The following is a 22,894-nucleotide window of genomic DNA, read 5'->3' as shown; positions in this document are numbered from 1 at the left end:
CCGCCGCTTCGGTGCCGGCTGCAACCAGCTCAGGCTTGCCGCCCAGGGTCATGACGCAGTAGATCGCCAATGCGGTGAGTGCCAGCAACGTCAGGATTCCCAGGGTCATGCGCCCGGAGATGCGATTGGGAAGTAGCGACATGCTGAAGCTCCACAAAATTTAGGTTGGCTTTCATTGATTACGGCAGCCAAGCCCGATAGTTGAGGTGCTACATCATGTTTCGTATGAGCGGACGACCGGTGGCGGCAAAAAGGCTATGAATCGAGGGGGAATCAGCCAAAGCCGAGCACACCTTCTGATGTCCATGAAGCATCGTCATCTTCTCAAACGATAAATGCTGTCCGGGCCGTCTTCAGGCAATGGGGTATCAAGCCCCCCGCCCGCCATCGGTAAACCCTGCGCCCATCCCGCAGCCAACACCTGCACGTCTCGCGCTGGGTCGCACGCCCTGACCCTTGCATCGCGCAACCGACACGTCTGGGCATCCGTTGCGAACAAGGCGCGGGCAAAGCCCCGGCCCTGTTCCGAAAGCCGTGCGGTTTTGGGGGCGCGGATCGTTGTAAATACCTCAAACGCCTCGGTGGGCTCGTTGCCGGCAACGGCCAGGCAGCGAGCCAGGTGCCAGGCGTCTTCCAGGGCCTGGCAGGCGCCTTGGCCGGAGGTGGGCAATGGCGCATGCGCAGCGTCGCCGATCAACAGCACGTTCGCGCGGCTCCACGTGTGCAGCGGTTCCAGGTCGTGGACCGCAATTCGCCGGACGGCCTGGATGGGGGTTGCCCGGATGATGCGTGAAACGGGCTCGGGCCATTGGGTGAATTTATGCTCGACCTGCGCCCGGTCATCGGCTTGGCCAGCCCCTTCGTTGGACGAGCATGCTTGCGCGGCGGCCCAATACACCAGGTCAGGTCGAACCGCCACCGCACCGAAGCGCTGCCCCGTTCCCCAGTAATCCTGGATCGACACATCGTCCACCAGTGCGCGCGACCCTTGGGCCACGCCGATCCAGTTCACGAACCCTTGATAGCGCGGGGTGTTGTTGCCCGCGACGAACTTGCGTGTCACCGATGCCATGCGCCCGTCCGCACCGATCAGCACGTCTGGGCGGATGCGTGTGCCGTTGCCGAAGCGGGCCACGGCCTGGCCCTGGGCATCCAGGTCGATGGCAACTGCCTGGCAGCCGAATTCGACTGCGATCCCCGCCCGCCTTGCATGTGCGAGCAACACGTCCTGCAAATCCCGGCGCAGCACCGTTACGGTGGGGTAGCCCATGGTTCGGTCCAGCAGTTCGATATCCAGGCCTCCCAACGCATTGCCGGCTGCATCGTACCGGCGCATGGCAAGGGGCCTGCCGCCGACGGCCTGGATAGCGTGCAACACGCCGAGCTGCTCCAGCACAAAGCTGGCGTTGGGCCAGAGCGTCACGCCGGCCCCTCCGGCTGCCGGTACACTGCGGCGCTCAAAGACCCGTGGGTTGAAGCCCTGCTTGCGCAACGCCAGCGCCGCGCTCAGCCCTGCAATGCCTGCACCCACTATCGCTATGTCCACGTTCCAGCCCTCCTTGTTCATTCACTGCCCCGCGCCAGGTCATTGAGCGCTGGGGGCAAAGGGCAATCGTAGATTTCCCCGTTTCAGATCACTAGCGTGCAAAAATGGGACGTTTTCATACCTCAGGTGGGATAGTCAGTGCGCAATGAGCTCGATCTGAATGCGGTCCGTGTTTATACAGCGGTGGTGGATGAGCAGAGTTTCGTCGGCGCCTCGCGTGTGCTGGCCATGCCGTCTTCGAATGTCAGTCGCCATGTGGCTTCGCTGGAGCGACAGCTCGGCACGCGCCTGCTCGAGCGCAGCACCCGTCATCTGCGCATGACCGAAGCGGGGCGGCTGTTATACGCACGAGCCAAGCCCTTGCTCGACGCTTTGCGCAGCACCCAGGAAGCACTCGGTGCTGTACAGCGCGAGCTGCGAGGTCCATTGAAGCTGTGTATGCCGGGTGAGGCTCCCAGGCTGCTGGCGCCCATCCTGGCCGAATTTTGCAGCCTGCACCCTGGCATCGAGCTTGAGTGCGATACCCGGGTGACTGGGCTGCAAGTGCTGCGTGAGGACGTGGACCTGTGCATCCTCTTTCACCGTGGCCGCCAGGAAGACAGCGAGTTCATCACCTGCGAGCTGGCCTGCTTGCCGAGCATCGTGGTCGCTGCCCCGTCTCTGCTGGCTCGTACAGGTATCCCGCAGCACGTTCGAGCGCTGAAGTCGCTGCCTTGCATCACCACGCTCAGCGCGCTCGGCGGGCAACCCTGGCAGTTTCAAGGTGCCAAGGGCGAAATCGTCAAGGTACCGGTGCGCAGCCGTTACCGCGTCAACAGCGGTGAGCTGGCCGTGGCGGGCGCGCGGCAGGGGATAGGGTTTGCGATTGTGGCGGCTTATCCCTGCCAGGACGATCTGGCGGCTGGCCGGTTGCAGGAAGTGGTACTGGATCTGTGCCCGGCGCCTTTGCAGTTGCTGGCGGCGTATAGCCACCGCCATTCAGTGACGGCGCGGGTGCGCGCCCTGCTGGCGTTTATTCGGGAGCGGTTGGAGGCGATGCACAGCTTGCCAGGCGGTTCTGCCGGCGCAGGTTGATCACGGCGTAAAGCGCGGTCACACCGGCAGGCTGTCACGGCCGAAAAAGCGGCCTGTCAGATTGCCTTCACCTTGACCCATTGCTCAGCCTCAAGCCACGCCCCGATCTCGTTGGGGCGCATCGGCCTGGAGAACAGGTAGCCTTGTGCCCAGGTGCAGCCCAGGGTCTTCAGGGTGTTGAGTTCTGCCGCAGTCTCCACGCCTTCGACGATGCACTCCAGTTGCATGTCCTGACACAGGGCAATCAGCGACTTGACGATTTTCAAGCTGGCCGGGTTGAGCTGGATGCCGGTGACGAAGGTGCGGTCCACCTTCAGCTTGGTCAGCGACAACGCATGGATCTGGCTGAGGCTGGAGTAGCCGGTGCCAAAGTCGTCCAGGGAAATGCCGCAGCCCAATTCACGCAGGCGGCTGATGGCGCGCTGGGCTTGTGGCAGGTCCTGGATGGCTGCGGTTTCGGTGATTTCCAGGTCCAGGTACGCAGGGTCGAACCGGCTGCTCCTGATCAACGCCACGATCTGCTGGGCGGCCTCTTCCGAGCCACAGTCATGGGTAGACAGGTTGAAAGACAGGCGCATGCCTGCAGGCCAACTGGCGGCCGTGTCCAGTGCCTTGGTCAGTAGGGGCAGCGTGAGGCGATTGACCATGCCGATGCGCTCGGCGATCGGGATGAAATCACTGGGTGGCACATTACCCAGTTCCGGGCTTTCCCAGCGCGCCAGTGCCTCGAACGCAACGGTTCGCTCGCTGCGGATATCCACGATGGGTTGGAACACCATGTGAAACTCGCGATCAAGGTCCGCCCTGCGCAGGGCCTGCTCGGTCAGCCCTTGTCGATTGAGTTGCTGACGATGGGCAGTGCTGAACAGGCACGCCGTACCAGGGCGATGACGCTTGCTCTGGTACAGCGCGTAGTCGGCATATTCGTACACTTGCGTGGCTGACGATGCCTGATCCGGAAAGGTGGCGATGCCCAGCGACGCACTGATCTGAATGGGGATGTCCACCAGTACGAATGGCTCGCGCATGCGCGTGCAGACCTTCTCGCCAAAGGCGCGTAGCTGCTCGTCATCCAGGGCCTGAGTAATGATCAGGCCGAACTCGTCGCCCCCCAGCCGGCTCAGGTGCACGCTGTCGTCGAGCAACTCGTTGAGGCGCTGACCGACCTGATACAGCAGCCGGTCGCCCACACTGTGGCCATACAGGTCGTTGACTGGCTTGAAACCATCCAGGTCAATCAGCCCGACGGCCAGGCGGGCGCCCTGGTCACCAGCTTGGGTCAACAGCGTGTCGAGCCGGGAGAAGAACTGCCGCCGATTGGCAAGCCCGGTCAGGCTGTCCACGTTGGCCAGCTGCAGGTTTTCCTCGCTGAGCCTGGCCGTTTGCGCCTGCATGTTCACCAGCCGGGTGAAGTCGGTGTATTGCGCCTTGAGGATGACCAGCATGGCGATCGATACCAACAGCACATCGAGCGCGGTGGCAATGAACGTGATGATGGAGGTGGAGGCGAAAAACACCACGAACGCCGTGTTGACCACAGCGGTAGTGGCCAAGGCCGCTGGCAACAGGTGCATCATGCAGAAAATGCAGCCGATCACGGTGATGGCCATGTAGAAGGCGACATGCGCCCGGGTGTAGCTGTCGCCATAGGGAAACAGCGCCAGCGACCAGGCCGTGAAGGCCACGGCAACGAAGGGTGCGAGCGTGTTGGTGCGTTTGAGTGCCGTGACCATCTGGGCCGGGCTGCGCACGCGCCTGCGGGTACGTACCCACTCTATCCCTCGGACCAGGCCGAACACCGTCATGATCATCGGGCAGTACACCACCAGCCAGCGCGGCGCCACCGTGAAGTGGGTGCCCGCCAGCATCATGGTGTTGATCAGCAGGATGAAGTACATCATGGGCAGCTGGCGCGACAGCGCGATGTATTGCGCCTTGACCAGGTCGGGGTTGTCCTTGGGTACGGACATCAAAGCTCGCAGGCCGAGTAGTGTTTTTTTCATCAGGCGACGCTCTGAAAGTACAACCAGGTGACAAACCGAACGGATTGCCCTTTTTCAGCTTGAAACGAGCAGGGCGGGACGCTGCTCTCACGGACCGTATCGGCCGATCCTCTGGTTGCTGCAATCGTTCAGACTGGTGGCACTTTGATTTCGTTCCCGCCTGCCAACGCCGCGGTGAGTAGCGCCGGTTATTCCGTGCCGGGGGTGTGGCCGAAATAGGCCTTGTAGGCATGGCAGAAGTTCGCCGGGTTGGCATAGCCGATGTGATAGGCGATCTGCGAGATTTGCCATTTGCGTTCCAGTACCAGGAGGCGTGCAAGCTCCAGGCGCTGTTGGCGAATGTACTGCAGGATCGAACAGCCAAACTGCTGGCTGAAGGCCCGGCGCAGGGTGGTCTCGCTCACTTTCAGCTGTTTGGCCAGGGCGGCGACGGACGGCGGGGCAGTGGGGCTGGTGTCCAGCAGCCGACGCGTTTCCAGTGCCAGGTCGCGGCGGCCACGGTCTTGCTTCAGCTCAGGTGTCGGGGCCTGGCTCGACAGATGGCTGGCCAGCTCCAGCACGATCCCCAGGCTCAGGCTTTCGTAGTGCAGGCGGCGCAAGCTCCCGCTGTAGGGCGAGCGATAAAGCTGCTGGAACAGGCGGCTCAGCGAGGGGGACTGGGGCAACTGGTCGAACTGCATGCCATCGGCCAGCAGGGCCAGCAGTGGGTGGAACTGGGGATCGTCCTGAGCCAGTTCGCGCAACGCGTCACCGGCAATGCGCACGCCGGCCATGCGCGCATGGCTGTCGACCGGCAACTGGTCCTGGGCTTCGAGGCTCTCGCTCAGGCCAAGCACGTGCAGCCGACCGGTGTCGTACTGGTTCAGCCTGCCGTCGACCTTGTGCTGCCAGGCGCCGTCGAACACTTGCACGATGCACAGGCTCTCTGGCAGCACCTTGTCGATGCGCAGGGGCTCCGGAAAGTGCAGGTGGCAGTCGAAGTACTGCAAGCCTTGGCGCACGGTCTGTGCCCGATAGTGCCCCGTGGCACTGCCCATCACATGAGCGGCACGCGTATCCAGCACGCCTGCCTGGGCCAGGGAGCCAGGGCTGTCGAAACAGAAGGCGGTATCCAGGTAGGGGGTTAGCGATTGCATGCAGGCTCGGTTTCTCGGTGGGGGCAGCGTCGACCGGAAATGGTAACGCGCGCACATTTTCGACAATAGTCGTTGTGACCAACCGGCTGTTTGTTGTGATGAACGGGCAACTGGGTTGGCAGCCTGGCTATTGAGTCCTTCAATACGCGTTTTGTTGCAGATCAGGAAACAAAATCATGTTCGCTTATCGGAAATGGGCTGCCTTGCTGGTTGCCGCGCTCACCCTGTGTATCGGTCAAGCCCAGGCCGAGGACCGCCCGGACGTGGCCAAGAACGTCGTCGCCTACCTGGGCACTGAAGGGGCCAAGGTGTGGACGCTGCGCATTGGCGATCGCGCGGCCAACGAGGCGCTGGTGCAGGTGGAAGGCGTCGATCACGACTGGGATATGCGCATCCAGAAAATGCACGTCGAGAAAACCGCCAAGGATACCCGCTACTGGACCGACGTCGACGGCAAGAAATTCGTCGTGCTGATCATCCAGGGCATGTGGGGGGGCGAGCTGTACCTGCCCGGCGAGGCGCAACCGCGCCAGGTCGGTTACTCGGAAGGTTTGTCGCATCAGGGCAACGCCGAGGCGTTCCTGACCGATTACCTGGCTGCCAAGAAATAATCGAGGGGCATCGATCATGAGCGAACATACCGATCCATTGGCCGACCTGTCCGGCTCGCTGGGCAATGAGTACGACCAGTCGCGCACGGCCCAGCGCGAGCGCGTGGTCGCCGAGCTTCGGCAAGTGATCGAGCGCGTGCCGGAGCAGAGCGAATTCACCAACTCTCGCCGTTACCGCGTGTGGGGGCCTGTATGGCTGGTCGGTGCCCTGATTCTGTTCGGAATCGGCATCAGCATGCAGCGCACCGGGCCGATCGTGGCCACCGCCTTCATCGTGCTCATCGCCGCTGTTGTGACCTGGCAGCACCGCAACGCCGGTACCCAGGTGTTCATGCGCCTGACACGCCGTCAACTGTTCGTCGACACGTTGGACGCGCCGGTGGACCTGGCCCAAGTGCAGGACATCTCGGTCAAGGATGAAGGGCTGGTGATGATGCAGACGCTGGAGATGAGCAGCGATGCTGCATTGCCTACCCACCGAGTGGCGAGGCTGCAGTTCTTCGGTAACCAGGCCATGGTTCTGAAAAAGCCGCGCCCCCAGATCCGTATTATGTCGGCTGGGCTGGCGCAGAACGGACGCAAGCTGTCCAACGAAGAAGTGCTGGCCGTGCTGACGGCCTACTGCGATGCCGCCCACGCTCAGCGTCAGCTCGAGCTGCTGCAGGCCAATGGATAACTCCGGCGCCAATGACGACCTGGCCTACCTGCAGGTCCATGCCGTCGGGCCCGATGAGTCGTTCGAGCTGCGTGAGCACTCGCTGGGCAAGGCATTTGCGTGTGCAATCATCGGGCTGGTGGCACTTGGGCTCGGTGGCTGGCTCGCGAGCTTGCCGATGGTCTTCGGCCCGCAGACCTCCACCGCGGTGGTGGTGTTGCTATGGGCATTCGGTGCAGGGCTGGCCGGCATCGGGCTGGTGGCCCTGGTTTGCGCCTGGGCGCTGTATCAGCGCCATGGGCAGTGCGCACTGGCGGTGACCCGTGACACGGTCGGCTTCGCCAACGCCTTGGCCCCAGTACCATGGGAAGCGTTCGAGGCCTTCGATGTCGAACAACGGCGGCTGAGTACGCACCTGGTGTTCAGCCTTGCCGCGTTCGGTGCTGCACCTGTGCTCAAGGCCTCGAGCTTCAAAGCGCTGGCAGCCCCTGATGCCCAGCTGATTGCCGGTGGCCTGCGGCTCAAGGTGTGGGCGTGTAACTTCACCCTGACCGGGCGCAGGCTCACGCTGGCAGAACTGGTGGACGTGCTTTACCCCTACCTGCAGGCAGCACAGGCCAGGCGTACCTTGGCACAGTTGTTCCCGGCCGTGGCTCGCCAGGGTGATGCCCTGCGGCGGGCTGGGCCATGAGCAACGGGGCCATACGGCTGCTCAGGCGCCTGGGCTGGGGCTTGGCCCTGCTGCTGTTGCCGCTGCTGGTACTGGGGTGGAGCCAGGTGCAACTCTGGCGCCTCGAGGTGGCACAGGCGCAGGCTCAGGTGATGCGCCAGTGGCTGGATACGCCAAGCGACACGCTCTTGCAGGCCCTGCCCAAGGCCGAGCGTAACCCATACCTGCCCCAGGCAGACCGACGTGAGCGGTTTCAGCGTGAAGTGGACCGCTATGAGGCGGGCCTTGGCGGGCAGTCTCTGCGCAAGGTCCTGGCAGTCACGAGCGGCCTGCTGGCGGTTCTGGCCCTGCTCACTGCGGCCGGGGCGTGGCTCAGGCTCAGACTGGACGCCTGGCGGGCGCTGCGCTCATCTGAGTTTCTGCAGCAGCACATGACCCAGCGTTGGCGTGCCCTGGGCAAGTGGCTGGTACTGCATCTGGGCTTGCTGGCTGCCGCATTGAGCCTTGCCTTGCTGTACGAGCTGAGCGTTGCGACCAGCCGGGTGGCCGAGGGTGGGTTGACGGTGCTGTTCATCGTGTTGCCGCTGGCTTCGTGCGTGCTGGTCTGCCTGCAACTGGCCAGGCGGTTGCATCGACGCTGGCCGCTTGTACTCGATCAGGGCACGTCCTTTCTGGGCAGAGCACTTGATCGGGACAGTGCACCGGGGGTATGGCGCTGGGTCGAGGGCCTGGCGGCGCAGCTTCAGGCACCGGTCCCCGACAACATCGTGGTTGGCCTCGATCAGGGCTTTTTCGTCACCAGCGTGCCGATTCTGCTTCAGCCTGCAGGCTTGCCGCTGGCGGGGCGCACGCTGTACTTGCCGCTGCCTTACCTGGGTATGCTCAGCCAGGCAGAAGCGGGTGCGGTCATTGGACACGAGCTGGGCCATTTCCGGCATCAGGACACCGAACGCGCCAGCCAGACCAACGCACAGTTCAGCATGATGCGTGCTCATTTCTCGGCGCTGGTCGGCCATGACGAGCCCGCGCCCTGGACGCAACGCCCGACGCTGTGGATGGCCTGGCAGTTCCTGCACCATTTCCAGCGTGCGGTGCTGCACTGGGGGCGGTCGCAAGAGCTGCTGGCGGACCAGGCAGGCGCTGCAGTCGGCGGACAACGGCTGTTTGCGCAGACCTTGCTGCGCATCATTGCGCTGCAGCCTGCGGTCGATACGGTGCTGGCGACGTGCGGTGGACAAAGTATCGATCGAGCCCTGCCTGGCTACCTTGAGCATCACCCGCTGCAGGTGGGCGACGAGGTGCTGGGTGCCGCCATGGCGCACCCCTTCGACACTCACCCTGCAGCCGCTTCCCGCCTGCAGGCGTTGGGTGTTGCGCCCGCCCCGGCGCTGCTGGTGGCCGCTACCCGGCCACCGGGCGTCGAGGAGCGCCACTGGTTCGGCCGACTGTGCACGGGGGGGCGCGCTCAAGCCGATTGAGCGCGCCCAGGACACATCGGATTGATCCTTCACTTAATCTTTCCCATTCGCAGGTGTATCGTATTCGCCCTTCCTCATCAGCGCCTGCTGGTGAACTGTTTGTGCCGAACACGAGGTACCCGCTGCGATGTCCTTCACCCGTCGACAAATGCTCAAGGGCCTGACCGGCCTGGTTGTGGTTGGCCTGGGCGCGGGGGGCGCCGCGCGGTACTGGCTGGGCAAGGTCGAAGATGACAATGCCGGCCATGACTACGAGCTGATCGCAGCGCCCCTTGACGTCGAACTGGTCCCTGGACACACGACTCAAGCCTGGGCGTTCGGGCCCAGTGCCCCTGGGACCGAGCTGCGCGTGCGGCAGGGTACCTGGCTGCGCGTGCGCTTCATCAACCACCTGCCGATCGAGACCACCATCCACTGGCATGGCATCCGCTTGCCGCTGGAAATGGATGGCGTGCCGTATGTGTCGCAATTGCCAGTCAAGCCAGGGGAGTATTTCGACTACAAGTTCCGGGTGCCCGATGCCGGCAGCTACTGGTACCACCCCCATGTCAGCAGCTCCGAAGAGCTGGGCCGGGGCCTGGTGGGCCCGCTGATCGTCGAGGAGCGCGAACCCACCGGTTTCAAGCATGAGCGCACGCTCAACCTCAAGACCTGGCATGTGGACGAGCAGGGGGGCTGGATGCCGTTCAGCGTCCCGCGCGAGGCGGCGCGCAATGGGACGGCAGGGCGGCTGATCACCATCAACGGCCAAGCCGATGCCGTGACCGAGCTGCCGGCAGGGCAGGTGGTGCGCGTGCGCCTGCTGAACCTGGACAACACCTGGACGTACCGCATCAACCTCAAGGGCAACTGCGAAGCGCGGATCTACGCGCTCGATGGCAACCCCGTCACCCCCCGGCCATTGGAGGATGACTACTGGCTGGGGCCTGGCATGCGCATTTGCCTGGCGATCCGCATTCCCGAGGCCGGCGAAGAGATCTCCCTTCGCGATGGCTTCGTGCGCCTGGGCACCCTGCGCGCGGTGGCCAACCCGGATGCGCCCAGCGACTGGCCAGCGGCGCTGCCGCCCAACCCCATCGCCGAGCCGGACCTGGAAAACGCCGAAAAGCTCAACTTCAACTTCGAGTGGGCAGGCAAGGTGTCGGTCGGCACCGACCAGGGCAAGCCGCCGAGCCTGTGGCAGATCAACGGTCAGGCCTGGGACATCACCGACAAGACCTGCGCCGATCGCCCGATCGCGACGCTGACCAAGGGCAAGAGCTACATTTTCGAATTGAAGAACATGACCCAGTACCAGCACCCCATCCACTTGCACGGCATGAGCTTCAAGGTGATTGGTTCCAACCGGCATGACATCAAGGAGCCGTGGTTCACCGACACCTACCTGCTGGGCAAGAACGAGCGCGCCCAGGTTGCGCTGGTCGCCGATAACCCGGGCACCTGGATGTTCCACTGCCACGTCATCGACCACATGGAAACCGGCCTGATGGCCGCGATCGCGGTGGTCTGATGCGACCGCAGATCATCGACCGCAGCCATGACCAGACCTACATGCGCATGGCGTTGGCGTTGGCCGCCGAGGGCGCCCAGCTGGGCGAGGTGCCGGTGGGCGCTGTGCTGGTGCAGGACGGCCAGGTCATCGGCCAGGGCTTCAACCGCCCGATCACCGACAGCGACCCCAGCGCCCATGCCGAGATGGTGGCGATCCGCGCCGCCGCGCGGGCGGTCGGCAACTACCGCCTGCCGGGTAGCACGCTGTACGTGACCTTGGAGCCGTGCAGCATGTGCGCCGGCTTGATCGTGCATTCGCGGGTGATGCGCGTGGTCTTCGGCGCACTGGAACCCAAGGCCGGGATCGTGCAGAGCCAGGGCCAGTTCTTCGGGCAAGGCTTCCTGAACCACCGTGTGCTGGTAGAGGGGGGCGTGATGGCCGAAGCGTGCGGGCAAGTGCTCAGTGACTTCTTCAAGGCTCGCCGGGCCAAGCCGTGACGTGACCGGCTACAACGGCGCTGATTGCTCTGCCGGTTTAGCCTTGTTCACACCCGGTACATGCAGGTCGCCCTCGGCCACCTGGCCTTCGAGCTGAGGCTGGGTAACCCAGGTGAGAATGTCGTAGTAGCGGCGGATGTTGGCGACGAAGTGCACCGGTTCGCCGCCCCGCGCATAGCCGTACTTGGTCTGGCGGTACCATTGCTTCTGCGCCAGGCGCGGTAGCATCTTCTTCACATCCAGCCACTTGTTGGGGTTGAGCTTTTCGCGCTTGGCCAGGGTGCGCGCATCTTCCAGGTGGCCGCTGCCGACGTTGTAGGCGGCCAGCGCGAACCAGGTGCGGTCGGGCTCCTGGATGCTGTCGTCCAGCTCGGCCTTGATCTTCATGAAGTACTTGGCGCCACCCTTGATGCTCTGCTTGGGGTCCAGGCGGTTGGAAACCCCCATGGCCTGGGCGGTGCGCTGGGTCAGCATCATCAAGCCACGCACGCCGGTCTTGGAGGTGACCTCCGGCTGCCACATGGATTCCTGGTAGCCGATGGCGGCCAACAGGCGCCAGTCCACCTGCTCGACCTTGGCATAGCTCTTGAAATGCTTTTCGTACTTGGGCAAACGTTGCTGCAGGTGCTGGGCGAAGGTGTAGGCGCCCACATAGCCCAGTACGTCGACATGCCCGTAATAGCGGTCCTTCAGGCGCTGCAGGGTGCCATTCTTCTGGGACTTGTCGAGGAATTCGTTCACCTCGTTCAACAGGCTGTTGTCCTCGCCTGCGGCGACGGCCCAGCGCTGGTCACGAGACTCGCCCAGGTCGAAGGCCACGCGCACATTAGGGAAGTACACCTGGTTCATGGCCAGTTCGTTGGAGTCGACCAGGGTAAGGTCGATCTGCCCTTCGTCGACCATGCGCAGCAGGTCGACCACCTCCACGGCATCGGATTCTTCGTATTGCAGGCCCGGGTACTGTTTTTTCAGCTCGGCCAGCTGATCGGCATGGCTGCTGCCCTTGAGCACCATGATTTTCTTGCCGACCAAGCCTTGGGCGCTGGTCGGGCGCGAGCGGCCATTGCGGTAGATGACCTGAGGCGTCACCTCAAGGTAGGGGTGAGAAAACTTCGCCTGGACCTGGCGCCGTTCGCTGCTGACAAGGCCGGCGGCTGCCAGCACCGGGCCGGACGGCTTGCCAAGGTCGTCGAACAGTTCGTCGAGGTTGTCGGCGGTCTCGATTTCCAGCTTCACGCCCAGGTCATCGGCAAAATGCTTGACCAGTTCGTACTCGAAGCCGGTCTCACCGTTGCGATCCTGGAAATAGGTGGCCGGGCTGTTGCGGGTGATCACGCGCAGCACACCGTCCTCCTTCACGCGCTCGAGGGTACTGGGTTTTTCAACGCAGCCACCAAGCAGCAGAAAGAGTCCGGTTGCGAAAAGCCATCTGGCGCAACGCTGGCGCAAAGCAGTGTGGGTGAACATAGGTTGCAGTATACGCAAAGGACTGGCCGTGCCATATCTCGACAACGGCTAGCTTGTCTGATAGCGCTTACTGGGGTTTGTCACTCGTGCGCACCGTCCAGCGCTGCGTTCATGGTCTGGTACAGGGTGCAGGCCCTGCATCAGAGCGATCGCCCCCCCTTTTGCCAGCCCGGGCAGGCGCTGCCGATGAGCTGCCAACACGGCCCCTGACAAGTGGTCGAACCCCCGGAAATTTTGACCCGCCGGTCCGGTTCCGCCGCCCGGCAGCCATGCGCTACAGCGGGTGCCGCAAGCCAACGAATTAGGCTAGAATGCACGGCCTCCAAGCACACCCCTTCTGAGGCTGTCCCGACGATGTTGATCCTGCGCGGCGCTCCTGCCCTTTCTGCCTTTCGCCACGGTAAGTTACTCGAGCAACTGAGCCAGAAAGTCCCCGCTGTTACTGGTTTGTATGCCGAATTTGCCCACTTCGCCGATACCGACGGCGAGCTGACCGCCGACCAGCAGCAGGTGCTGGGCCGTCTGCTCAAGTACGGCCCGAGCGTACCGGTGCAGGAGCCCGCCGGTCGCCTGTTCCTGGTCGTACCGCGCCTGGGCACCATTTCGCCCTGGGCCAGCAAGGCCAGCGACATCGCCCACAACTGCGGCCTGCAGTCGATCCAGCGCCTGGAGCGCGGCATTGCGTACTACGTTGCCGGTGACCTCAGCGACGCCGAGGCCGAGCAGGTGTCGGCGCAGTTGCACGACCGCATGACCCAGCGCGTGCTGGGCCAGCTTGAGCAGGCCGCCGACATGTTCAGCCACGCCCAGCCAAGGCCCATGACGTCAGTGGACATCCTCGCCGGTGGCCGCGACGCTCTGGCCCAGGCCAACATCGACCTCGGCCTGGCATTGGCCGAGGACGAGGTGGACTACCTGGTCACCGCGTTCCAGGGCCTCAAGCGCAACCCCAACGACATCGAACTGATGATGTTCGCCCAGGCCAACTCCGAGCACTGTCGCCACAAGATCTTCAACGCCAGTTGGGACATCGACGGCCAGGCGCAGGACAAGAGCCTGTTCGGCATGATCAAGAACACCTACCAGATGCACAGCGAAGGTGTGCTGTCGGCGTACAAGGACAACGCTTCGGTCATCGTCGGCAACGTTGCTGGTCGTTTCTACCCGAACCCTGAAACCCGCCAGTATGGTGCGGTGCAGGAGCCGGTACACATTCTGATGAAGGTGGAAACCCACAACCACCCGACCGCCATCGCTCCCTTCTCCGGGGCATCGACCGGTTCTGGCGGCGAAATCCGTGACGAAGGTGCCACCGGCCGTGGCGCCAAGCCCAAGGCCGGCCTCACCGGCTTCACCGTGTCCAACCTGCGCATCCCAGGCTTCGAGCAGCCCTGGGAGCAGGACTACGGCAAGCCTGGCCGCATCGTCGACGCCCTCGACATCATGGTCGAAGGCCCGCTGGGCGGCGCTGCCTTCAACAACGAGTTCGGGCGTCCGGCCCTGACCGGCTACTTCCGTACCTTCGAGCAGTCCATCAACACCCCGCACGGCGAAGAAGTGCGCGGTTACCACAAGCCGATCATGCTGGCCGGCGGCATGGGCAACATCCGCGAAGATCACGTGCAGAAGGGCGAGATCACCGTCGGTGCCAAGCTGATCGTGTTGGGCGGTCCGGCCATGCTGATCGGCCTGGGTGGCGGCGCCGCTTCGTCGGTGGCCACCGGCGCCAGCTCGGCCGACCTCGACTTCGCCTCGGTGCAGCGCGAAAACCCCGAGATGGAGCGCCGTTGCCAGGAGGTCATCGACCGTTGCTGGCAGTTGGGTGAACACAACCCCATCGCCTTCATCCACGACGTGGGGGCGGGCGGTATCTCCAATGCGTTCCCTGAACTGGTGAACGACGGCGGTCGCGGTGGCCGCTTCGAGCTGCGCAACGTGCCCAATGACGAGCCGGGCATGGCCCCGCACGAAATCTGGAGCAACGAATCCCAGGAACGCTATGTACTGGCAGTCAGCGCCGAGGACTTCGAGCGCTTCCAGGCCATCTGCGAGCGCGAGCGCTGCCCGTTCGCAGTCGTCGGCGAGGCGACTGCCGAGCCGCACCTGACTGTGACCGACAGCCACTTTGGCAACACGCCGGTCGACATGCCGCTGGACGTGCTGCTCGGCAAACCGCCGCGCATGCACCGCTCGGTCAGCCGCGAAGCCGAGTTGGGCGACGACTTCGATCCGAGCACCCTGGACCTGGACAGCGCTGCGCAGCGCGTGCTGAACCACCCGGCCGTTGCCAGCAAGAGCTTCCTGATCACCATTGGCGACCGCACCATCACCGGCCTTGTGGCGCGCGACCAGATGGTCGGCCCCTGGCAGGTGCCGGTGGCTGACTGTGCCGTCACCGCCACCAGCTTCGACGTGTACACCGGTGAAGCCATGGCCATGGGCGAGCGTACCCCGCTGGCCCTGCTCGATGCCCCGGCTTCCGGGCGCATGGCCATCGGCGAGGTCCTGACCAACATGGCCGGCGCGCGTATCGACAAACTGTCCGACATCAAGCTGTCGGCCAACTGGATGTCGGCCGCCGGCCACCCGGGCGAAGACGCCCGCTTGTACGACACCGTCAAGGCTGTGGGCATGGAGCTGTGCCCAGAGCTGGGCCTGACGATTCCGGTCGGCAAAGACTCCATGTCGATGAAAACCAAGTGGAGCGAGGACGGCGTGGACAAGAGCGTGACCTCGCCGATGTCGCTGATCGTCAGCGGCTTTGCGCCGGTTACCGACATCCGCGGCACCCTGACCCCGCAATTGCGCATGGACAAGGGCGAGACGGACCTGATCCTGATCGACCTGGGCCGTGGCAAGAACCGCATGGGCGCGTCGATCCTGGCGCAGACCTACGGCAAGCTCGGTGCCCAGGCGCCGGATGTGGACGATGCCGAAGACCTCAAGGCGTTCTTCGCCGTCATCCAGGGCCTGAATGCCGACGGCCACCTGCTGGCCTACCATGACCGCTCCGACGGCGGCCTCTTCGCCACCGTGCTGGAAATGGCCTTCGCGGGTCACTGCGGTCTGGACTTGCACCTCGATCCGCTGACCGACAGCAAGGCCGACATCCCGGCCATCCTGTTCAACGAAGAGCTGGGCGCGGTCATTCAGGTGCGTCAGGACGCTACCCCGGACGTACTGGTCCAGTTCAGCGCCGCTGGCTTGGGTGAGCAGTGCGTGGCGGTGATCGGCAAGCCGGTCAACAACGCCGAAGTCTCCATCAGCCTGAACGGCGAAGTGCTGTTCGATGACGATCGCCGCATGCTTCAGCGCCAGTGGGCTGAGACCAGCTACCAGATCCAGCGTCTGCGCGACAACGCCGATTGCGCCGATCAGGAATTCGACCTGCTGCTCGAAGAAGACAACCCAGGGCTGTCGGTCAAGTTGGGCTTTGATGTCAACGACGACATCGCCGCGCCCTACATCAAGAAAGGCGTGCGCCCGCAAGTGGCCATCCTGCGTGAGCAGGGCGTCAACGGCCAGGTCGAAATGGCGGCTGCCTTCGACCGTGCCGGTTTCGCGGCCATCGACGTGCACATGAGCGACATCCTTGCTGGTCGCGTGGACTTCGAGGCCTTCAAGGGCCTGGTCGCCTGTGGCGGCTTCTCCTACGGCGATGTGTTGGGTGCAGGCGAGGGCTGGGCCAAGTCGGCCCTGTTCAACAGCCGTGCGCGTGATGCCTTCCAGGCGTTCTTCGAGCGTAACGACAGCTTCGCCCTGGGGGTGTGCAACGGTTGCCAGATGATGTCCAACCTGCACGAGCTGATTCCGGGCACCGAGTACTGGCCGCACTTCGTGCGTAACCGCTCCGAGCAGTTCGAGGCGCGGGTGGCCATGGTCGAGGTGCAGAAGTCCAACTCGATCTTCCTGCAGGGCATGGCCGGCTCGCGCATGCCGATCGCCATCGCCCACGGCGAGGGCCATGCCGAGTTCGCCAGTGAAGAGGCCTTGCTGGAGGCCGATGTGTCCGGTTGCGTGGCGCTGCGTTACGTGGACAACCACGGCAAGGTCACCGAGGCCTACCCGGCCAATCCCAACGGCTCGCCACGCGGTATCACGGGGCTCACCAGCCGCGACGGCCGCGTGACCATCATGATGCCGCACCCGGAGCGTGTGTTCCGTGCCGTGCAGAACTCGTGGCGCCCGGATGAGTGGCAGGAAGATGCGGCGCTGATGCGTATGTTCCGCAATGCGCGGGTGTGGGTGAACTAAGGCGTGTACAAGCTCGCCTTCTTCGTCCCTGCCAGCCATGTGGAGGTGGTCAAGGCTGCTGTGTTCGCCGCAGGTGGTGGGCACATGGGTGATTATGACCACTGTGCTTGGCAGACCTTGGGCCAGGGCCAGTTTCGTCCATTGGACGGCAGTTCGCCGTTTCTTGGGCGGGCGGGTCAGGTCGAGGTGGTGGAGGAGTGGAGGGTGGAGCTTGTGGTGGGCGATGACCTGATTCGTCAGGTTGTTGCTGCGCTCAAGCAGAGTCATCCGTATGAGACGCCGGCCTATGAGGTTTATCGGTTGGTGGACTTTTAATGCTCGTCGTGGTGGGTGAGGGGTGAGTTAGCCTCTTACAGGTTGGGTCGGGAGTTTTGATGGGTTTCGATATCCTGCCTGATGATGTGGAAGTTCTAATTTCTAAGTTCTAAGTTCTAAGTTCTAAGTTCGGAGTTATATGTTTAGAACTTGAATGCTTAGGTGTGGGTGGTGATAAAGTGTTTAGTCCATTTGCGATGGCGACGCTTAATCACCTTTTCGCCCTTACGGCGAGTCACTTTTTGTCAAACGCGACAAAAAGTAACCAAAAAACGCTGCGCTCCATTCATACGGCCCCTACGCTGCGCTTCGGGGTTCCCTCACTCCGGTCTTGCTCCCGGGAGGACCGCGCTGTAGGCCCCATCCTGGGGCCCAGCGCTTGACAGGCATCCATGCCTGTCACCTCCCTCCGCAAGACCTGCGTTCGGCCTTCTGAAGTCGCGAAGATCAAAAGCAAGATCAAAAGCAAGATCAAGATCAAGATCAAGATCAAGATCGAGCGCCGCACATAGTTATACATGTCCTGTAGGAGCGGCCTTGCGCCGCGATGGACCGCTCTCACATGGATATCGAGTAATATTTAAATGATGCACGCACATTAAATAACTACATTAAGTTTACAGCCTGCTGTTGCTGTTGCTGTTGCTGTTGCTGTTGCTGTTGCTGTTGCTTCTAAGCGCACGGTAGTTCAGGCGCCGCAGATCGCGACTTCAGGAGGCCGAGCGCAGGGCTTGCGGAGGGAGGTGACGGGCATGGATGCCCGTCAAGCGCTGGGCCCCAGGATGGGGCCTGCAGCGCGGTCCTCCCGGGAGCAAGCCCGGAGCGAGGGAACCCCGGAGCGTAGCGTAGGGGCCGGATGATAGGAGCAGGCGGTTTTTGCTTACTTTTTGACAAGACAAAAAGTGAGCCGCCGTAAGGGCGGAAGGGTGACTGTGCGCCACCCGCGCCAATGAATACCAACTTGCTGTATGCGCCCACGCTTCGAACTTCGAACTTCGAACTTCGAACTTCGAATTTCGAACTTTGAGCTTTGAGCTTTGAGCTTTGATTGCATTGGTGTGGGTATTGATAGAGAGCATAGTCCATTTGCGATGGCGACGCTTAATCACCTTTTCGCCCTTACGGCGAGTCACTTTTTGTCAAACGCCACAAAAAGTAACCAAAAAAGGCTGCGCTCCGTTCATACGGCCCCTACGCTGCGCTTCGGGGTTCCCTCACTCCGGTCTTGCTCCCGGGAGGACCGCGCTGTAGGCCCCATCCTGGGGCCCAGCGCTTGACAGGCATCCATGCCTGTCACCTCCCTCCGCAAGACCTGCGTTCGGCCTTCTGAAGTCGCAAAGATCAAGATCAAGATCAAGATCAAGATCAAGATCAAGATCGAGCGCCGCACATAGTTATACATTTCCTGTATGAGCGATCTTGTGCCGCGATGGATCACTCTTACATGGATATCGAGTAATATTTAAATGATGCGCGCGCACTAAATAACTACATTGAGTTTACAGCTTGCTGTTGCTGTTGCTGTTGCTGTTGCTGTTGCTGTTGCTGTTGCTGTTGCTTCTAAGCGCACGGTAGTTCAGGCGCCGCAGATCGCGACTTCAGGAGGCCGAGCGCAGGGCTTGCGGAGGGAGGTGACGGGCATGGATGCCCGTCAAGCGCTGGGCCCCAGGATGGGGCCTGCAGCGCGGTCCTCCCGGGAGCAAGCCCGGAGCGAGGGAACCCCGGAGCATAGCGTAGGGGCCGGATGATAGGAGCAGGCGGTTTTTGCTTACTTTTTGACAAGACAAAAAGTGAGCCGCCGTAAGGGCGGAAAGGTGACTGTGCGCCACCCCCGCCACTGAATATCTAATCGATACAAGCGCCCCCGCCAAAATTCCTATCTCACATAAAACATGGACTATAGAATCTGAAACTTGAAGCTTAAGGTTGAATAACCTACGTAGTTCCCCCCAGAACCCAATCAAACCGTTCCAATCTCCCCCCCATCCTCCCGCTGAATCACCACCGTGGAAGACCGCGGCCTAACCCGCTTCCCCCCAACAGCCCCCTCGGTAGCATCCTCCGAAACTGGCCAATTCCCCGGATGCTGAATATTGACAAACAACGTCCTGTTATCCGGCGTAAACGCAATCCCCGTCACCTCACACCCGTTGGGCCCCACGAAAAACCGCCGCAACCCCCCTTGGTTCTGCCCATTGACCGGCACCTGCCGCCCCGCCGCATCCACCAGCAGATCTGGAATCACCGCCAACAGCTGGTCGTTGGTGTAGTCACTGACCGTCGACTCACTGTTGTCCGTCTCGAACCACAGCACCCCGCGACTATCGAATCGCATCCCGTCAGGGCTGGCGAACTGGTTGAGTTCCGTCAGTCCAGAACGGTTGATCTCGGCCCCACCGCCCGCATTGGCGCCAAACACGAAGATGTCCCAGGTCAAGCGCAGGTGATCGTCGCTGTCATGCCAGCGAATGATATGGCCATGACGGTTGGGCCCGCGTGGATTGACCGCGTCGACCTTGTCCGGCGTGCGCGTACTGTTATTGGTCAGTGTGAGGTACACATCGCCGTTGAGCGGATTGACAGTGGTCCACTCCGGCCGATCCATCGGCGTAGCGCCCACGGCGTCGGCAGCGCCACGGGTATTGAGCAAGATGCCCGGCAGGTCACCAAAGCGTGCACCCAGCGTGCCACCCCCGGTGGTAGGGGTAAGCACGTCCAGCGGTAACCATACCCCCGTGCCATCGGCCTCGAAGCGAGCCACGTACAGCGTGCCGTGGTCGAGGTACTTGGCCCCTGTGGCCAGGCGGTTGGCAGCCTGAGCGTCGGCGGGGTCCCACGGTGCCTGCGACACCCACTTGTAAAGGTACTCGTTGTTCGAATCGTCACCCATGTACCAGACCAGAGGCTTGCCAGCGACTGGCACGCCCGGTGCACAGCCTTCGTGACGAAAGCGACCCAGCGCCGTGCGCTTGGTGGCCAGGGTGGTGCGGTCATACGGGTCGATTTCGACGATGTAGCCGTAAGTGCTGGCTTCGTTGCGGTAATCCTCCAGTGCACTGGTGCCTTTGGCCGTTACATCGAATCTGGCAAACTCGCCAGCGTCTTCACCGCTATCACCCGCGGCGCTTTCCCACTGGTACTGGCTGCTGGAGGTGGCCACGCCCAAGCGGCGCTGATCCTCCGGGCACGTACCGTGGTTGACGAAAATGCCTGGCCAGTTCTCTTCGCAGGTGAGGTAGGTGCCCCAAGGCGTGTAGCCATTGCCACAGTTGTTGTTAGTGCCACGGCAGTGGGTGCCGGCAGTGGAGTATGGGGTCTTGACATGAGCGGTGCCGCGCAGCGGGCCGCTGATGTGCATGGGCGAGGCGGTGGTGAAACGCCGGTTCAGTGGATCGTTCTCCACCACCTGCCAGTGGCCATGCACGTTGCGCAGGCGTACCACGCCAGCGCCATGTGCGTTGATTTCCTTGCGAACTTCTTCTGCCGGCCGCTTGCCGTTAGCTGCCCTGGTGGGGCCGGCCGGGTGCAAAGCTGCAGGGTCGATGTACTCGAAGTTAATGGCCAACAGGCCATCATCCGAGCTGCCATCGATGGGGAAGAAATGCATGCCGTCATGGTGCATGCCCATGGCGTTGGCCTGGTCGACAGCGGTATTGCTGCCGTCAGGCTTCCAGGGCGCGGCTTTCCGGTTGAGTGGTGTTCCCCAGGGGGCCAGGACGCGTGCACGATAGCCCTTGGCAATGGTGCACGCATCGGTGCGTGACCCGGGGATCGAGTCGAAGCCCAGCGTCAGCCCTGACCTGGCAGCGTTACCGCTGGCCGACACACCAGGGCCGGCAGGCCTGCGAATCTCAGCCCCATTGACACAACCGCCCAAGCCGGTGCCGGCGATCAAGGTGACGGCGGCGGCCAGACCGCCGCGCATCACACTGCGTCGGCTCAGGTAAATGTCCATGACAGTGGCCATGGCCGTGTTGGTGCCGGGGTTTCGGTCCAGGTTGTCGCCGGTATCACGACTCATCACATGTCCTTGGGTTGCAGAATTGATCCAGACCGCACTCTAGTGGGCAATTGTGATATTTCGTTTGCAGAACCATGAACGGACGTTGCAACCCTGTGGTGTATCTGGCAGGAGCCTCGGAGAAGGGCGCCGTCCCAAGGTTGCTAAGTGGCGCCTGGCGCCCAGGCTCGATGCCCACTGCTCAGAGCGGTTATGCCTACTGGTGCGGATCAGCCCAGGATCCACCGCGTTTCAGCCCTGGGCAGCCTTCGGTGGTGACCTAGAGCAGCGCGTTGATCTGGGCAACGCCCATGCACGGCATGCGATGCGGTACGGGCCTCGTACCCGATTGCGTGGATGCTTTAAGCCGCTGCATTCACTTGGATGCCGTCCCGTGCCTAAGACACTGTCAGGCAGGTTCCAGCAAATAGGTGGGGTCTTTCCTGCAAAAACAGATGAATTGCGCTAAATCAGGGCCGAATCTCGATCATCGTGCCATCGCGCACCAGGCTCCAGACTTCTTGCATGTCGCGGTTACGCATGGCGATACAGCCGTCTGTCCAGTCCAGCGTATGGAAATACCACTCGGGGTATTCGTCATTGATCGGCGTGCCGTGGATCATGATCATGCTGCCGGCCTTCACGCCTGCCTGGCTGGCCCGGGCCGCATCGCTGACGTTGGGGTAGTCGATGTGCATGGCCAGGTTGAAGCGCTCGCTCTGCTTGCGCCAGTCCAGCCAGTAGAAGCCTTCCGGGGTTTTCTTGTCGCCTTCGCGCTGCTTGGGGCCCTTCGGTTGCTTGCCCAGGGAAATGCGGTAGGTCTTGATTGGCTCGCCGCGGCTGATCAGTTGCAGGCGACGCTCGGACTTGATGACCAGTACCTTGTCGACCTGAGGCTGCACGGCCGGTTGCGCAGGCGAGCCCGTCTGCACCGCCGAGACCGGTTTGCGGATGATGGTTTCGGTGTAGGCCGCCTGGGACATCGAGGCAACGCCAAGGCAGAGGAGGGCAAGCAACCAGCGCATGTAGCAATATCCTGAAGGCTCTGTGCCGGGCTTCGCGAAAGGCCCGCGGCGGTAATCATCACCGGGCGGCATTTCGTAAACCCTAACGGGGTGTGGGCGACACGTTCATCGGCGGCAGGTATTCATGGCCTATGGGGAACTGCTGCTCGATTCGGTCGCGATAGTAGCATTCTAATGTCCGCGCCACGGTCCGGAAAGCCAGGGCATCCCAGGGGATCTCATGCTCCTCGAACAGCCTTACTTCCAGGCTCTCGACCCCGACGGCAAACTCAAGGTCCGCCAGCTCGGCGCGAAAGAAGACATGCACCTGGTTGATGTGCGGCAAATCGAACAGCTGGTACAGCGTCATCGAGCCTACACGCGCGCAGGCTTCTTCGATGGTCTCGCGACGGGCGGCCTGGTCGAGCGTCTCGCCGTTTTCCATGAAGCCGGCTGGCAATGTCCAGAAACCACGGCGCGGCTCGATGGCGCGGCGGCACAGCAGCACTCGGCTGCCATGGGTAGGCAGTACACCGGCCACCACGTTGGGGTTCTGGTAGTGGATGGTGTGGCACGCGGGGCAGACGTACCGCAACCGTGTGTCGCCCTGGGGGATCTGCTCGATGACCGGCTGACCGCACGCACTGCAGAAATTCATGGAGGCTTCCTTTTGTCGTGGCCTATCTTGGCGC

General features: G+C 62.7%; 16 protein-coding genes. 9 read left to right on the top strand and 7 right to left on the bottom strand.

Annotated elements, in window-relative coordinates:
- Positions 1 to 316: 316 nt before the first annotated feature.
- The gene (locus tag NMB38_RS16995) at positions 317 to 1,546 is read right to left on the bottom strand and encodes an FAD-dependent oxidoreductase (protein ID WP_059184138.1); all 1,230 of its coding nucleotides are present in this window, start codon (positions 1,544 to 1,546) and stop codon (positions 317 to 319) included.
- Positions 1,547 to 1,684: 138 nt separating this feature from the next.
- Between NMB38_RS16995 and NMB38_RS16990 the strand changes: the two genes are divergently transcribed.
- Positions 1,685 to 2,620, top strand: a complete 936-nt coding sequence (locus tag NMB38_RS16990) for a LysR family transcriptional regulator (protein ID WP_027913802.1) — start codon at positions 1,685 to 1,687, stop codon at positions 2,618 to 2,620.
- Positions 2,621 to 2,676: 56 nt separating this feature from the next.
- Here NMB38_RS16990 and NMB38_RS16985 read toward each other — a convergent pair whose 3' ends face one another.
- Together NMB38_RS16985 and NMB38_RS16980 are read right to left on the bottom strand one after the other, a co-directional pair.
- On the bottom strand, positions 2,677 to 4,623 hold the full coding sequence (locus NMB38_RS16985; protein ID WP_049695502.1) for a putative bifunctional diguanylate cyclase/phosphodiesterase: 1,947 nt from the start codon (positions 4,621 to 4,623) through the stop codon (positions 2,677 to 2,679).
- 188 nt (positions 4,624 to 4,811) lie between these two features.
- A complete protein-coding gene (locus NMB38_RS16980; RefSeq protein ID WP_457274110.1) occupies positions 4,812 to 5,759 on the bottom strand; it encodes a helix-turn-helix transcriptional regulator in 948 nt (315 codons plus the stop codon).
- 176 nt (positions 5,760 to 5,935) lie between these two features.
- Here NMB38_RS16980 and NMB38_RS16975 point away from each other — a divergent pair, with 176 nt between their 5' ends.
- From NMB38_RS16975 to tadA, 6 genes are all read left to right on the top strand, one after another.
- The gene (locus NMB38_RS16975) at positions 5,936 to 6,370 is read left to right on the top strand and encodes a hypothetical protein (RefSeq protein WP_027913805.1); all 435 of its coding nucleotides are present in this window, start codon (positions 5,936 to 5,938) and stop codon (positions 6,368 to 6,370) included.
- Between the two features lie 16 nt (positions 6,371 to 6,386).
- Complete coding sequence (locus NMB38_RS16970; protein ID WP_027913806.1) at positions 6,387 to 7,046, top strand: hypothetical protein; 660 nt, start codon at positions 6,387 to 6,389, stop codon at positions 7,044 to 7,046.
- Positions 7,039 to 7,716 carry a hypothetical protein gene (locus NMB38_RS16965; RefSeq protein ID WP_286928626.1) on the top strand — a complete coding sequence of 226 codons (678 nt, stop codon included), beginning with the start codon at positions 7,039 to 7,041 and terminating at the stop codon, positions 7,714 to 7,716. The genes NMB38_RS16970 and NMB38_RS16965 overlap by 8 nt, the downstream gene beginning before the upstream one ends.
- Positions 7,713 to 9,173 (top strand): M48 family metallopeptidase, encoded by a 1,461-nt coding sequence (locus NMB38_RS16960; RefSeq protein WP_286928628.1) that lies wholly within the window; start codon positions 7,713 to 7,715, stop codon positions 9,171 to 9,173. The genes NMB38_RS16965 and NMB38_RS16960 overlap by 4 nt, the downstream gene beginning before the upstream one ends.
- A 127-nt stretch (positions 9,174 to 9,300) precedes the next feature.
- The gene (locus NMB38_RS16955) at positions 9,301 to 10,683 is read left to right on the top strand and encodes a multicopper oxidase family protein (RefSeq protein ID WP_028687082.1); all 1,383 of its coding nucleotides are present in this window, start codon (positions 9,301 to 9,303) and stop codon (positions 10,681 to 10,683) included.
- A complete protein-coding gene (gene tadA, locus NMB38_RS16950) occupies positions 10,683 to 11,162 on the top strand; it encodes a tRNA adenosine(34) deaminase TadA (protein ID WP_023533384.1) in 480 nt (159 codons plus the stop codon). Before NMB38_RS16955 ends, tadA begins: the two co-directional genes overlap by 1 nt.
- 9 nt (positions 11,163 to 11,171) lie before the next feature.
- Here tadA and mltF read toward each other — a convergent pair whose 3' ends face one another.
- Positions 11,172 to 12,629, bottom strand: coding sequence for a membrane-bound lytic murein transglycosylase MltF (mltF, locus tag NMB38_RS16945; RefSeq protein WP_028687083.1), 1,458 nt, complete (start codon positions 12,627 to 12,629; stop codon positions 11,172 to 11,174).
- 354 nt (positions 12,630 to 12,983) lie between these two features.
- On the opposite strand from mltF, the gene purL reads away from it, so the two are divergent.
- Entirely contained in the window at positions 12,984 to 16,883 is a 3,900-nt protein-coding gene (gene purL / locus NMB38_RS16940; protein ID WP_027913811.1) for a phosphoribosylformylglycinamidine synthase, read from the top strand.
- Positions 16,884 to 16,886: 3 nt separating this feature from the next.
- A complete protein-coding gene (locus NMB38_RS16935) occupies positions 16,887 to 17,198 on the top strand; it encodes a YqfO family protein (RefSeq protein ID WP_027913812.1) in 312 nt (103 codons plus the stop codon).
- Positions 17,199 to 19,158: 1,960 nt separating this feature from the next.
- Here the strand turns inward: NMB38_RS16935 and NMB38_RS16930 are convergent.
- The 3 genes from NMB38_RS16930 to NMB38_RS16920 all read right to left on the bottom strand — a co-directional run bounded on the left by NMB38_RS16930 (position 19,159) and on the right by NMB38_RS16920 (position 22,860).
- Complete coding sequence (locus tag NMB38_RS16930; protein ID WP_494354844.1) at positions 19,159 to 21,219, bottom strand: PhoX family protein; 2,061 nt, start codon at positions 21,217 to 21,219, stop codon at positions 19,159 to 19,161.
- A gap of 449 nt (positions 21,220 to 21,668) precedes the next feature.
- Entirely contained in the window at positions 21,669 to 22,223 is a 555-nt protein-coding gene (locus NMB38_RS16925; protein ID WP_023533642.1) for a L,D-transpeptidase family protein, read from the bottom strand.
- 82 nt (positions 22,224 to 22,305) lie between these two features.
- Positions 22,306 to 22,860 carry an NUDIX hydrolase gene (locus tag NMB38_RS16920; RefSeq protein ID WP_028686922.1) on the bottom strand — a complete coding sequence of 185 codons (555 nt, stop codon included), beginning with the start codon at positions 22,858 to 22,860 and terminating at the stop codon, positions 22,306 to 22,308.
- Between the last annotated feature and the right edge of the window lie 34 nt (positions 22,861 to 22,894).

Source organism: Pseudomonas sp. FBCC-B35 (assembly GCF_059133755.1).
This window is presented reverse-complemented; position numbering and strand designations above follow the sequence as displayed.